Annotated in this window: 12 protein-coding genes; 2 read left to right on the top strand and 10 right to left on the bottom strand. The window is 74.7% G+C overall.

What is annotated here, in order from left to right; translation table 11 throughout:
- Positions 1-36 precede the first annotated feature (36 nt).
- The 6 genes from nadC to GA0070623_RS20475 all read right to left on the bottom strand — a co-directional run bounded on the left by nadC (position 37) and on the right by GA0070623_RS20475 (position 6,145).
- The gene (gene nadC / locus GA0070623_RS20500) at positions 37-933 is read right to left on the bottom strand and encodes a carboxylating nicotinate-nucleotide diphosphorylase (RefSeq protein ID WP_067302189.1); all 897 of its coding nucleotides are present in this window, start codon (positions 931-933) and stop codon (positions 37-39) included.
- 52 nt (positions 934-985) lie between these two features.
- A complete protein-coding gene (locus GA0070623_RS20495; protein ID WP_067302192.1) occupies positions 986-2,683 on the bottom strand; it encodes an L-aspartate oxidase in 1,698 nt (565 codons plus the stop codon).
- A gap of 73 nt (positions 2,684-2,756) precedes the next feature.
- On the bottom strand, positions 2,757-3,659 hold the full coding sequence (locus GA0070623_RS20490) for a septum formation family protein (protein WP_067302196.1): 903 nt from the start codon (positions 3,657-3,659) through the stop codon (positions 2,757-2,759).
- 100 nt (positions 3,660-3,759) lie between these two features.
- The gene (gene panD / locus GA0070623_RS20485) at positions 3,760-4,185 is read right to left on the bottom strand and encodes an aspartate 1-decarboxylase (RefSeq protein ID WP_067302199.1); all 426 of its coding nucleotides are present in this window, start codon (positions 4,183-4,185) and stop codon (positions 3,760-3,762) included.
- Between the two features lie 31 nt (positions 4,186-4,216).
- Positions 4,217-5,062, bottom strand: a complete 846-nt coding sequence (gene panC, locus GA0070623_RS20480; protein ID WP_067302202.1) for a pantoate--beta-alanine ligase — start codon at positions 5,060-5,062, stop codon at positions 4,217-4,219.
- Positions 5,063-5,167: 105 nt separating this feature from the next.
- A complete protein-coding gene (locus GA0070623_RS20475; protein ID WP_067302205.1) occupies positions 5,168-6,145 on the bottom strand; it encodes a Rossmann-like and DUF2520 domain-containing protein in 978 nt (325 codons plus the stop codon).
- Positions 6,146-6,391: 246 nt separating this feature from the next.
- Between GA0070623_RS20475 and GA0070623_RS20470 the strand changes: the two genes are divergently transcribed.
- Together GA0070623_RS20470 and GA0070623_RS20465 are read left to right on the top strand one after the other, a co-directional pair.
- Complete coding sequence (locus GA0070623_RS20470; protein WP_067302209.1) at positions 6,392-7,432, top strand: SAM-dependent methyltransferase; 1,041 nt, start codon at positions 6,392-6,394, stop codon at positions 7,430-7,432.
- Positions 7,429-8,598 carry an NADH-quinone oxidoreductase subunit D gene (locus tag GA0070623_RS20465; RefSeq protein ID WP_172898433.1) on the top strand — a complete coding sequence of 390 codons (1,170 nt, stop codon included), beginning with the start codon at positions 7,429-7,431 and terminating at the stop codon, positions 8,596-8,598. Before GA0070623_RS20470 ends, GA0070623_RS20465 begins: the two co-directional genes overlap by 4 nt.
- 37 nt (positions 8,599-8,635) lie before the next feature.
- Here GA0070623_RS20465 and GA0070623_RS20460 read toward each other — a convergent pair whose 3' ends face one another.
- The 4 genes from GA0070623_RS20460 to GA0070623_RS20445 all read right to left on the bottom strand — a co-directional run bounded on the left by GA0070623_RS20460 (position 8,636) and on the right by GA0070623_RS20445 (position 13,417).
- Positions 8,636-10,621: a hypothetical protein gene (locus GA0070623_RS20460; protein WP_067302211.1), complete on the bottom strand. Its 1,986-nt coding sequence runs from the start codon at positions 10,619-10,621 to the stop codon at positions 8,636-8,638.
- 201 nt (positions 10,622-10,822) lie between these two features.
- Positions 10,823-11,827, bottom strand: coding sequence for a glycine betaine ABC transporter substrate-binding protein (locus GA0070623_RS20455; RefSeq protein ID WP_067302214.1), 1,005 nt, complete (start codon positions 11,825-11,827; stop codon positions 10,823-10,825).
- Between the two features lie 152 nt (positions 11,828-11,979).
- On the bottom strand, positions 11,980-12,702 hold the full coding sequence (locus GA0070623_RS20450; protein ID WP_067302216.1) for an ABC transporter permease: 723 nt from the start codon (positions 12,700-12,702) through the stop codon (positions 11,980-11,982).
- A 28-nt stretch (positions 12,703-12,730) separates the two neighbouring features.
- Entirely contained in the window at positions 12,731-13,417 is a 687-nt protein-coding gene (locus GA0070623_RS20445) for an ABC transporter permease (RefSeq protein ID WP_067302219.1), read from the bottom strand.
- Between the last annotated feature and the right edge of the window lie 2 nt (positions 13,418-13,419).

Raw genomic sequence — 13,419 nt, 5'->3', positions numbered from 1 at the left:
CAGCCTAGACGCCGGCCCGCCCGGTCGGCCCTCTGCTCACCGCTCGCGCAGGTCCAGGGCGATGTCCAGGATGGGCGACGAGTGGGTCAGCGCGCCCACCGAGAGGTAGTCCACCCCGGTCGCCCCGTACTCGGCGGCCACCTCCAGGGTCAGCCCGCCGGTCGCCTCCAGCTCGGCCCGGTCGCCGACCGCCGCGACCACCTCCCGCAGGGTCGCCGGGGACATGTTGTCCAGCAGCAGGAAGTCGGCTCCGGCCTCGACCGCCTCCACCGCCTCGGCCGGGGTGTCCACCTCCACCTGCACCGGCACGTCCGGGAAGGCCCGCCGAACCCGCCGGAAGGCCGCCCCGACGCCCCCGGCGGCCAGCTTGTGGTTGTCCTTGATCATGGCGACGTCGTACAGGCCCATCCGTTTGTTGGTGCCGCCGCCGGCCCGGACCGCGTACTTCTCCAGCATCCGCAGGCCGGGTGTGGTCTTGCGGGTGTCCAGCACGGTCGCCTTGGTGCCGGCCAGGGCGTCCGCCCAGGCCCGGGTGTGGGTGGCCACCCCGGACATCCGGGAGAGCAGGTTCAGCGCGGTGCGCTCGGCGGTGAGCAGCAACCGGGTCGGGCCGGTCACCGTGGCCAGCACCTCGCCGCGGGCCACCCGCGCGCCGTCGCGGGCCACCACCGACACCTCGACGGTACGCTCCGCAGCGGTCACCTCGCCGACCAGCTCGAAGACCGCGGCGGCCACCGCCAGCCCGGCCACCACCCCGTCGGCCCGCGCCACCAGGTCGGCGGTGTCGGTCTGCCCGGCCGCGATGGTGGCGACGCTGGTGACGTCGAGGAAGTCCGCCCCCAGGTCCTCGGTCAGCGCGTCGACGATCACCCGCCGTACCCGCTCCGGGTCCAGCCCACCCGCCGTCAGCGCCTGCCGCGTCGATTCCTGCACTGTGATCCTCTCGTTCGCCACTGCGGGGCTCGCAAACCCCGCTGCCGGGTGGTCAGGACAGTGCCTCCCACCGCTCGGTCAGTTCGCCCCGGGGGCCGACGGCCGCGACGAGATGCCCGCGCCACCGCTCGTCGGCCGTCGGGAAGTCCTCCCGCCAGTGACAGCCCCGGGTCTCCTGCCGGGCGTACGCGGCGGCGACCAGTGTCGACGCCACGGTGACCAGGTTCGTCGCCTCCCAACCGGCGGTGCCCGGCCGACCCAGCCCCCGGCCCAGCTCGGTCAGGGTGGCGGCGGTCGCGGCCAGGGTCGACGCCGACCGCAGCACCCCCGCGCCCCGGGTCATCGCCCGTTGCAGCGCCGGCACCCCCTCGGCGGGCAGCACCCCGCCCCCGCCGCCCACCCAGGCGCCGGTCTCGGCCGGCTGCGCCTGCTCGGGCAGCCCGCCCGCGATGTCCTCGGCGATCCGGCGGGAGAAGACCAGCCCCTCCAGCAGCGAGTTGCTGGCCAGCCGGTTCGCACCGTGCACACCCGTGCAGGCGACCTCGCCGCAGGCGTACAGACCGGGGATGGAGGTCCGGCCGCGCAGGTCGGTACGGACGCCGCCGGACGCGTAGTGGGCGGCCGGGGCGACCGGGATCAGGTCGGTCGCCGGGTCGACCCCGATGGCCAGGCAGGACGCGACGATGGTCGGGAACCGCCCGGCCAGAAAGTCGCCGCCGAGGTGCCGGGCGTCGAGAAACACGTGATCCGCGCCGGTGGCCAGCAGCACCCGGTGGATGCCCTTGGCCACCACGTCGCGGGGGGCCAGCTCGGCCAGCTCGTGCTGGCCGAGCATGAACCGCTTGCCGTCGGCGTCGACCAGGTGGGCGCCCTCGCCGCGCAGCGCCTCGGAGACCAGCGGCTGCTGGGCCAGGCCCGCGCCCGGCACCCGGGCCTGCTCCGGCACGATCAGCGCGGTCGGATGGAACTGCACGAACTCGACGTCGGTGACCGCCGCGCCGGCCCGCATCGCCAACGCCACGCCGTCCCCGGTGGAGACCGCCGGGTTGGTGGTGGCCGAGAAGACCTGCCCCATCCCGCCGGTGGCCAGCACCACCGCGCGGGCCAGCAGCGCGCCGACGCCGTCCTCGCTGCCCTCGCCCAGCACGTGCAGGGTGATGCCGCAGGCCCGGCCGGGCGAGCCCGGACCGGCACCGGGGGCGCGCAGCAGATCCAGCACCAGAGCGTGCTCCACCAGCCGGATCCACGGATCCCGGCGGACCGCCGCGTGCAACGCCCGCTGCACCTCCGCGCCGGTGGCGTCGCCACCGGCGTGCACGATCCGGTCGGCCCGGTGCCCGCCCTCCCGGGTGAGCATCAGCGAACCGTCCGGGTTGCGGTCGAACTCCGCGCCGATCCGCATCAGCTCCCGCAACCGCAGCGGCCCCTCCTCCACCAGCAGCCGGACGGCCGCCGGATCGCAGAGCCCGACCCCGGCGACCTCGGTGTCCCGGGCGTGGGCGGCGGGCGAGTCGGCCGGATCGAGCACGGCGGCGATCCCACCCTGTGCCCAGCGGGTCGAGCCGTCGTCGATGTTGACCTTGGTGACCACGGTGACGTGCAGGCCCGCCTCGCGCAGGTGCAGTGCGGCGGTCAGCCCGGCCACCCCGGAGCCGACCACGATCACGTCGGTGGTCTCCACCCAACCGGGCGCGGGAGCAGCCAACAGGCTGGGCAGGGCCGGCAACTCGACGGTCGACGGAAGTTCCATACCCACAGTCAACCCGAACGATTCTCACCCCGGGCGGCGGGGGCGGGACGAGTGGTTTCGACTACCCCGTCCGCTACTTCGTCCGGACCGGCAGGGCGGCCGGGCCACCACCCTTCAGCGAGGCGGTCACCGTCCGGTCGCTCAGCCACAGGTAGCAGCGGACGCCCCGGTCGCCGACCCGCCACCGGCCCGGACCGGGGGGACGCACCACCACACCGCTGCGGAACCGCAGGTCAACATCGTCCGGCACACCCACGTAGCGGCCCAGCAGGGTACGGCAGCCGGCGTACAGCGGCAGCCAGTCGGCGTCCTTCGCCGGGTACGGCCGATCGGGGGCCTTCCAGGCGCCCACGAACTCCGCCTCGTGCACGGCCGAACACTCCACCGGCACCAGCACCTGTACCCCGGCGCCCCGGCCGCTCTTCGCCCGCTGGCAGCCCAACCGCAGCGGGGACGGCCCCTTCAACGCGTCCCGCAGGCTGCCCGTCCGGGTGACGACGGTGGCCGCCGCCTCGACCGTGGTCACCTCGCTCAGGTCGCACCGGAACCAGCGGGCACCCGCCGCCCAGCCGGGCGTCGTCGGCAGCGCCACCGCCAGCCGCAGCCGGCCCGCCCGCCAGTCGTCACCCAGGTACCCGGCGGCCCGGGTGTCGCACTCGGCGAACGCGCCCCGCAACTCGGGCGAACCGGTGGCCGGGGCGGTCGCCCGCTCCCCCGGCAACGCGCCCACGTGCACCGTCTCCACCCGGTGCGGCACCGCGCAGTCCACCGGCGCGTACGCCGCCAGCGCGACCGTGTCGGTGAAGTCGGCGACCTGGCACACCCCCGCGACGGGGGTGAACGGCCCGGCCGTCGGCAGGGCCGCCCAGTCGTCGGTGAGATCGCCGTCGAGACCCCCCGGGGCACCGCAGGCCGACAGGACCGCTCCCGCCGCCACGGCGGCGACCACGAGCGTCACCGCTCGGCGGACCCTCATCGCACGGCGCAACGCGGCCTCCCCCAGCCGACGACCGTCAATCCGACGGTCAGCCCAGGGTAACCAAAAATGACCTTCCGGTAACAGACCGGAATTCTGGTCAGCCGACGACCGCGAGCGGACTCGGCACCGGGTCGCCGGCCGTCCCGACAGCCGCCGCGGCCGGATCGCCGCCCAGCTCAACCACCCTGTTGTCGGCGTCCACGTGGACCACCCGGGGCCGGTACGTCCGGGCCTCCACGTCGTCCATCTGACCGTACGAGATCAGGATCACCAGATCCTGCGGGTGCACCAGGTGCGCCGCCGCGCCGTTGATGCCGATCACGCCGCTGCCCCGCTCCCCCGGGATCACGTACGTCTCCAGCCGGGCCCCGTTGGTCACGTCCACGATCGCCACCTGCTCACCCGGGAGCAGGTCGGCGGCGTCGAGCAGGTCCTGGTCCACCGTCACCGAACCGACGTAGTGCAGATCGGCCTGGGTCACCGTCGCCCGGTGGATCTTCGACTTGAGCATGGTCCGGAACATCGGCGTGCCTCTCGGATGGTGATGTGCGTGGTCAGGAGCGGGGGGCCAGCCGGATGGCCAGGTTGTCGATCAGGCGGGTACCGCCCACCCAGGCCGCGATCAGCAGCCGGGCCGGCCCGGCGACCGGCCCCGGTTCCAGGTCCGGATCGGTGAGCACCAGGTAGTCCAGCTCGACGCCGGGCACCTCGGCGAGCACCACGTGCGCGGCCGCCAGCACGTCACCGGCGTCGGCACCCCGCCCGGCGGCGGCCGCCCCGGCCCGCAACGCGCCGGACAGGCTCAGCGCCACCCGTCGCTCGTCCGCCGACAGGTAGCGGTTGCGGCTCGACAGCGCCAGACCGTCCGGCTCCCGTACGGTCGGCACCCCGACCACCTCGACCGGCACGTCCAGGTCCCGGACCATCCGGCGGACCAGGGTGAGCTGCTGGTAGTCCTTCTCCCCGAAGAAGGTGAGATCGGGCCTGGTCAGCTGGAGCAGCTTCAGCACCACGGTCAGCACCCCGTGGAAGAAACCGGGCCGGCTCTGCCCCTCCAGCTCCTCCCCGAGCCGCCCCGGGGCGATCCGGACCAGGGGCTGCCCGCCCGGGTACATGTCCGTCACGGACGGGGCGAACACCAGGTCCGCGCCGGCCCGCCGGCACACCGCGAGATCGTCGTCCAAGGTGCGCGGGTACCTGTCGAAGTCCTCGTTCGGGCCGAACTGCAACGGGTTGACGAAGATCGTCACCAGGACGTGGTCCGCCCGCTCCCGGGCCGCCCGGATCAGGGTCTCGTGCCCCGGGTGCAGCGCGCCCATCGTCATCACCACGCCGACCGTGCCGGTCAGCCCCGTCCGGGCCTTCGCCAGCTCCGACCGTGTGTGCACCAACTCCGTCACCGTGTCACCCTCCGTTTCGCGACTGCGGGGCTCGCAACACCGGCTCACTCCTCGCGCTCACCACCCCGCCCTCCGTTTCGCGACTGCGGGGCTCGCAACACCGGCTCACGCCGCCACCTCGCGGTGGACGCCCGCCAGGACGTCCAGCAGCGAGCCGGCGTCCACCGGGCGCAGCCGGCCCGCCGCCATCGCCCGGTCCGCGCTCCGTCGGGCCAACGCCAGGTAGGGGGCGACGGATTCCGGGGCGGCCTCCGCCAGCCGGTCCAGGTGCCGCCGTACGGTGCCCGCGTCACCGCGCGACACCGGGCCGGTGAGCGCGTCGTCGCCCAGCCGCAGCGCGTTCTCCAACGCCGCCCGCAGCAGCGGCGCGAGGACCTTCTCCGGCTGTGTCACACCGGCGTCCCGCAGCCGGTCGGCCGCCTCGTTGACCAGGGTCACCAGGTGGTTCGCGCCGTGGGCCAGGGCCGCGTGGTAGAGCACCCGGTCGGTCTCGCCCACCCACTCCGGCACCCCGCCCAGGTCGGCCACGAGTCGGGCCGCCACCGCCCTCAGCTCCGCCGGGGCGGTCACCCCGTACGAGATCCCGGCCAGCCGGGACAGGTCGTCCGGCGTACCGGTGAAGGTCATCGCGGGGTGCAGCGCCAGCGGCCGGGCACCCACGGCGACGGCCGGGGCCAGCACGGCCAGGCCGTGCGCGCCGGAGGTGTGCGCGACCACCTGGCCGGGGTGCAGCGCCCCGGTGTCGGCCAGCCCGGCGACCACCCCGGCCAGCGCGTCGTCCGGCACGGCGACCACCAGCAGGTCGGTGGCGTCCCGGGCGACCGCGATAGGCGACCGGTTCACGGCCTCCGGCAGCAGCAGCGCGATCCGGGCCGTCGCGGCTCCGGAGACACCGGAGGCGGCGACCACCCGGTGCCCGGCGGCGACCAGCGCCGCCCCCAGCACGGCACCCACCCGGCCGGCGCCGACGACGCCCACGGTGAGACGCCGGGGAAGGACGAACGGGACACCGGGTACGACAGGGGCCGGCGGTACGGCGGCCCCTGCGGGGGCGGCCGGACGCGGGCGCAGCGGTGCGCTCATGGCTACGATCCAGTCCTCGAAAAGGGGGTACCGGTCGATGGCAAGTATGCGCCGGGGCTAGGGAACCCGAACAAGGATGTGTGAAAACCTTCACCGACCGCGACCACCCGTCCGCCCGGTGGCGCACCACGGCACGGTGTGCAGGTCACCGACCCCGGTGCCACCCGTCCCCGGCCCGCAGACCGTAGGGTCGGCCCGGTGACGGACCCTCGACCCGGGACGAACCCGATCCGCTGGCGGGACGCCATGCACGCCGCCCTGTACGGGCCGGACGGCTTCTTCGTCTCCGGCGCGGGACCGGCCGACCACTTCCGGACCAGCGTGCACGCCTCCCCCGCGTTCGCGGCGGCGGTGCACCGGCTGGTGTCGCGCCTGGACGCCGCCCTCGGCTTCCCCACCCCGTTCGACGTGGTCGACGTCGGGGCCGGCCGGGGCGAACTGCTGCACACCCTGGCCACCCTGGTCCACACCGGCCCGGCCGGCCCGGGGCCGGTGCCGCTGGTCCGGCGTCTCCGCCTCACCGCCGTCGAACTGGCCCCCCGCCCCCCGACCCTCCCACCGCACGTCGCCTGGACGACGACGCTCCCGGACCCGCTGACCGGTCTGCTCGTCGCCACCGAGTGGCTCGACAACGTCCCGCTGGACCTGGCCGCCCCCGCCCCCGGTGCCACCACGTCCACCCACCGCTACCGCCTGGTGGACCCCGGCACCGGCGTCGAGTCCGTCGGCCCCCGGGTCACCGGCCAGGACGCCGCCTGGCTGGCCCGGTGGTGGCCCGACCCCCCGACGGCCGGGGGGACACCGGACGACCCGGACCTCCCGGTCGGCCGGGTGGAGATCGGACGGAGCCGGGACGAGGCGTGGGCGGACGCCGTACGACGGGTGGCACGGGGGCTGGCGCTGGCCGTGGACTACGGGCACCTGCGGCAGGCGCGGCCGGTGGACGGCACGTTGACCGGGTACCGGGGTGGACGACAGGTGCCGCCGGTGCCGGACGGGTCGTGTGACATCACCGCGCACGTCGCCGTGGACGCGGTCGCCGCCGCCGGGGCCGGGGTCGCCGGGTGTGCGTACACCCTGGTGTCGCAGCGGGAGGCGCTGCGGGCGCTCGGGGCCGACGGCGGCCGACCGCCGCTGAGCCTGGCCGGCACCGACCCGGCCGGATACCTGCGGGCGCTGGCCACCGCGTCGGCGGTGGCCGAGCTGACCGACCCGGCCGGACTCGGCGGGCACCACTGGCTGCTCCAGCCGGTCGGCGTCGCCGTCGCCCCCCTCATGGCACGATGACCGGCATGACCACGGACACCGGTGAACTGCGCGAGCTGACCGTCGGCACCGGGGCCGGCGGGGAGCAGCTCGGCACCGACATGGTGCTCAACATCGGCCCGCAGCACCCCTCGACGCACGGCGTGCTGCGGCTGAAGCTGGTGCTCGACGGGGAACGGGTGGTCGCCGCCGAGCCGATCGTCGGGTACATGCACCGCGGCGCGGAGAAACTGTTCGAGGTCCGCGACTACCGGCAGATCATCGTGCTGGCCAACCGGCACGACTGGCTGTCGGCGTTCTCCAACGAGCTGGGCGTGGTGCTCGCCGTGGAACGGCTGATGGGCATGGAGGTGCCCGAGCGGGCCACCTGGCTGCGGATGGCGCTGGCCGAGCTGAACCGGGTGCTCAACCACCTGATGTTCCTCGGCTCCTATCCGCTGGAGATCGGCGCGATCACCCCGGTCTTCTATGCGTTCCGGGAGCGGGAGACCATCCAGGCGGTCATGGAGGAGGTCTCCGGCGGCCGGATCCACTACATGTTCAACCGGGTCGGCGGGCTCAAGGAGGAGGTCCCCGCCGGCTGGACCGGCCGGGCCCGCGCCGCCATCGCCGAGGTACGCCGCCGGATGCCCGACCTGGACAACCTGATCCGACGCAACGAGATCTTCCTGGCCCGCACCGTCGGGGTGGGGGTGCTGTCGGCCGCCGACGCCGCCGCGTTCGGGGCGTCCGGGCCGGTCGCCCGCGCCTCCGGACTCGACCTGGACCTGCGCCGCGACGAGCCCTACCTGGCGTACGACCAGCTCGACGTGCCGGTGGTCACCCGCACCGCCGGGGACTGCCACGCCCGCTTCGAGGTGCTGCTCGACCAGGTGTACGCCTCGCTCGACCTCGCCGATCAGTGCCTCGACCGGGTGGACCGGCTCACCGGGCCGGTGAACACCCGGCTGCCCAAGGTGGTCAAGGCCCCCGAGGGGCACACCTACGCCTGGACGGAGAACCCGCTCGGGATCAACGGCTACTACCTGGTGTCACGGGGGGAGAAGACGCCGTGGCGGCTCAAGCTGCGCACCGCGTCGTACGCCAACGTGCAGGCGCTGGCCACCCTGCTCCCCGGCTGCCTGGTCCCCGACCTGATCGCCATTCTCGGCTCGATGTTCTTCGTGGTCGGCGACATCGACAAGTGAACCGCCGGATCCCGCGCGGCGCGGGTCCGCCGACCGGTCAGCGCCAGTGGCCACCGGCGCGCGGGGCGTCGTCCTGCGGCGGATAGCCGTAGCGTTGCTCGCCGTCCCACTGCCGACGGTCATCCGGCTCCGGCTCCGGGGTACGCCAGGACACCACCGGCGCCCGGTCCCGCCGCGACTCGGTCGGCTGCCCTCCCCACCGCTGACCATCGGCCTGCGCGGGCCAGTCCGGCGTCGGCGGGGCCACCCGCGCGGACCGCTCCGCCGCCGGCTGCCCGGCCGGGGCCGGCCACTCCTGGGCCGGCTCACGCGCCGACCGGTGCGGGGTGGCCTGGGCGGTGCGCGCCGGCCACTCCTCGGCCGGCGGGGCGGGCCACTCACCGGTGGGCGGGGCGGGCCACTGCTCGGCGGGCCGGTCGGGCCACTGCTCGGCGGGCCGCTGACCACGGGACGCCTCCCGCCACTGCTGCGGTACCGGAACGCCACCGGCCGGCAGCGCCGGACGCTCGTCCCGCGCCGGGCGGCCCGCACCCCACTGTTCGCCGCCCCGCTCCGGCGTGTCTCGGTGCGGCGCGTCCCGGTGCGGCGCGTCCCGGTGCGGCGCGTCCCGGTGCGGGTCCTCTCGCCGGACCGAGGCCCAGCGGTCGGCGTAGTGGTAGCCGGCACCGTCGGCACGCACCTCCGCCTGACGCTCCCCGACCCGCAGCTCCCGGGCGTGCCCGTCGTCGCGGACCTCGGCCCACCGGTCACCGGCGCGGACCGCATGCGGGGACGGCTCGGCACGGTCCCCGGCCCATCCCGTACGCGAGGGCGGCTCGGCGCTGGCGGTCCATCCGGCCCGGCCGCCGAGCCAGCCGTCGGTCTCCCCGCCGACCGGGGGACGCTCCGACGGGGCCGGCTCCGGCCGGTCGTCGACCCGCCCGCCCCGGGAAGGGCCGACGTCGGTCGAACCACCGCGGGAGGGATCGGCGGCTGACGCCCGCCAGGGCGGCGCGTCAGTGGCCTGCGCCCGCCAGTGCCCGTCGGCGTCCGGCGCCCGCCAGGACGGGTCGGCGGCGGGCCAGGCCCGCTCGTCGCGGGCCGCCGGGCGGGCCGGCCGGGCACGCTCGTCCGGCGGAGTCGACCAACCCCGGTCGTCCGACTCCACCTGGCCCGACCAGGAGCGCTCCGGCTCCCCGCCGGTCCAGGAGGACTCTGGCGAGCCGGCCGCCCACCGGCCGGCGTACCCGCCGTAGCCACCGCCCGCCGGATCGGCCCCGTCGACGACGGTGTGCCGGGTGGTGACGTGCACGGTCTCGGTGTGCCGCACCACCCCGAGGGGACGCGCCGCCGAGCCGGCCGCCGACGGCACCGTGCCACGCTCCCGGGTGGACGCGCCGTACACGCCGGTCCGGCCGGTGGCCGGGCGCTCCGGGGCGTGCCGACGGGCGGCCGGCGCGACAGCCTCCGGGTCGGCGGCGACCCGGCTCCGGCCCGCCACGGCGGGCTCGGCGGCCTCCGGCCGTTCCCAGTCCGCCGGGGCCTCCTCGGCGACCGCCCGGCGACGACCGACCGGGGCCTCCGGCTCCGGCTCGACGGCCGGAATCCGGGCCCGGCCCGCCCCGCCGGCCCGTTCGTCGGCGACCGGCGGGCCACCGTCGGGAGCGGCGATCACGGCCGTGGCCGCGTCCAGCCGCCGCCGTAACGCGGTGACCTGTTCCTCGGCCCGCTGGGACTGGTCCAACGCCTGATTGCCCCGCTGGGCGGCGGCGACGATCTCACTACGCAACTCGCGTCGGAGCTGCGCCAACTCGTCCTGCACCTCGGCACCGGACGACCGGGTGCCGCCGTCGGCCCGCAGCGCGATGGACAGACCGATCAGCACCACCGCGGCGATGGCCAGGACCGCGGCGAACCGGAGCGGACCGTTGCCGTCGGCGAACAGCAGGATCAGGGCGGCCACCGGCGCGAACGCCACACCGACCCAGAACAGCACGGTCAGTAGCTGCGGACTGCGCTTCTCGGAGACCACCGGGGAGGGCATGGCTGTGCAGCCTACCGAGAAGTAAGCGGAGTGGAAACGGTCCCACGGCAGAAATGCCCCGATCTCAGCCGGTACGACGTGGCCGGGGCGGGCGTGTCGACAGGCCATCGCACCGCCCCGCCGACCGTGGACGACCGGCCACCCCCGGACCGCCCCGGTCGCGGTCGGTAGGCAACGCCCCGACCGCGACCGGGCACAGGCTCAGCCGGTCGCGAGCGCGCCGTCGGACGAGAAGACCAGGCCGACGCTGGCCGTGCCGGTCTTGAGCGCGTTCTTGGTCTGCGGACCACCGGCGTCCAGCGAGCTGAAGGAACCGGCCTTGAAGTCGTAGACCTCGACCAGACCGGCCTGGCACTTCGGCCGCTGCGGGCACTCCGGCGGGCCGGCCAGCACGGTCTCCTTGCCGGAGCACTTGGCGGCCAGGTCGGAGAGGGTCTTCAGGGCGTACTTGTCGGCGAACGCCTTGGTCACCGCGAAGGCGTTCTGGTCCTGGGCGGCGGACGGGGTGCCGAAGGTCAGGCCCGCCTTGTCGCCCTCGGACTTCAGCGCGCTGACCGTCTTGTCCAGCTCCGGCGAGGAGACCGGGGTGGCGTCCTTGCCGTTGGCCTTGGTGTTCAGGAACTCGGCCATGGTCGCCGCGTACTCCGGGACGACCTGGATCTCGCCCTTCTTTAGGCTCGGCCCGTACAGCTCGCGGTTGCCGATCTGCTGCACCTTGACCTGGTAGCCGGCCGCGGTCAGGGCGATGTTGTACAGCTCGGCCAGGGTCTGGCTCTCGGAGAAGTTGCCGGCCCCGACGACGATCGGCCCGCCCGGCCCCTTGGCGATGCCGGTGGTCAGGCCCGTGGTGGCGGCGAACTCCTCGGCCGCCGACTTCGGCGTCTTGCGGTCCACGTCGACCGCCTTGTTGAGGGCGATCAGCTTCGGCGTGTCCAGCGCGGCGGAGACCTTGTCCAGAGCGGCGAGGAGCTGCGGGTTCGCCACCTTGGCGTTGACCGCCGGGATGATGTTGTCAGTGTTCTGGAGCTTCTTGTCGTCGTCGAGGACGACCAGCTGCTCACCGGCGACCGGGGCACAGCCCGCGCCGCTCGCCCCCTGCTCCGGAGCGTCGGTGCCGGACGAACCGGCGTCCCCGCACCCGGTCAACAGACCCGCCATGGTCAGGGCGCCCACCGCGCCTACCGCCAGCCGTGTCCGTGCGCGCATCGCGCCCGCCTTCCGTGTCCCGGCGCGGCCCGAACAGGGCCGGCCGCGTGTCCGACGGGCGACGGTCGCCGCCCGCAAGTTCCAGCCAATATCCTCCAGGACCGACCGACAAACTCAGCGGGACTTTCGTCACCTGATCGTCACGCGGCAGATCAATTTCCCGCCGTGGCGTCCGCCGCCCGGCGGTCGGCCCCCGGGCGGGCTCGCCGCAGCGGTCGCGGCGTCACCACCCGCTCGACCAGCGCCAACACCCCCTCCGCCGCCAGCGCCAGCCCGGCCACCAGCACCCCACCGGCGATGATCTGCCCGCCACCGGCCGCGATGTCCAGCCCGAAGCCGGCCCGGATGATCTGCCCCAGGCCGCCGCCGTTGACGAACGACGCCAGCGCCGCCGTCGCCACCACCTGCACGGCAGCCGTCCGGAACCCGGCGGCCAGGTACGGCACCGCCAGTGGCAGCTCCACCCGGTGCAGCACCTGCCACCCGGACAACCCCATCCCGCGCGCCGCGTCCCGGGCCTCCGGGTCGGCCTGCCGCACCCCGGTGTACGCGTTGGCCAGCAGCGGCGGCACCGCGAAGACGGCCAGCGCGACCACCACCGAGGGACGGCCGAAGCCGAGGAAGGTCAACGGCAGGATGGTCAACAGCGCCAGGGTCGGGATGGACAGGGTCAGGTTGGAGATCAGCACGACCGCGCCACCGCCGCGTCCCGAGTGCCCCAGCCAGAGGCCGACCGGCCAGGCCACCAGGCAACCCAGCAGCACCGCCGCGGCGGACATGCTCAGGTGCTCCCCGATCCGGTCCAGCACGCCACCCGGGTTGGTCCAGTTCAGCGGATCGTTGAGCCAGACCACCGCCTGCTGCACCGGATTCACCGGACCGTTCCCTTCGCCACTGCGGGGGTCATCGGGGTCGGCTCCTTAGCCAGGGGGTGAGTAGGCGACCCACGCCGGCCAGGATCAGGTCCAGCACCAGGGCCAACAGGACGCAGAGCACCGTACCCGTCATGATCTGGGCCTTGTAGAAGTTGTTCTGGAACCCGGCGAAGATCAACTGCCCCAGGCCGCCCCGACCGATCACCACCCCGACGGTGACCAGCGCCACCGTCGAGACGGTGGCCAGTCGTACGCCGGTGAGGATGCCGGGCAGGGCCAGCGGCAGGTCGACCCGGAACAACCGCGCCCACCGGCCGTACCCCATGCCCTCGGCGGCGTCGCGGACCTCCGGGGGGACCTGGTTCAGCCCGGCCACCGCGTTGCGGACGATCACCAGCAGGGCGTACAGCACCACCACGGTCAGCACGGTCACCGCGCCGATGCCCAGGTAGGGGGCGATGAACGCGAACAGGGCCAGGGAGGGGACCGTGTACAGCACCCCCGCCAGTGCGAGAATCGGGCCGGTCAGCCGCCGGTACCAGTAGGCCAGCACCGCCAGCGGCAGGGCGACCAGGGCGGCGAGCAGCACCGCCCGACCGGTCAACGAGGCGTGCTCGCGCACCGCAGCGAGAATGGTGTCAGAGTTGTCCCGCACGTACTGCCAGGAGAACCACGGATTACCCGGCTCGGCCCGGTAACTCAGGTGGAAGGACACAC

Source organism: Micromonospora rifamycinica, from assembly GCF_900090265.1.
GTDB classification, from domain to species: Bacteria; Actinomycetota; Actinomycetes; order Mycobacteriales; family Micromonosporaceae; genus Micromonospora; species Micromonospora rifamycinica.
This window is presented reverse-complemented; position numbering and strand designations above follow the sequence as displayed.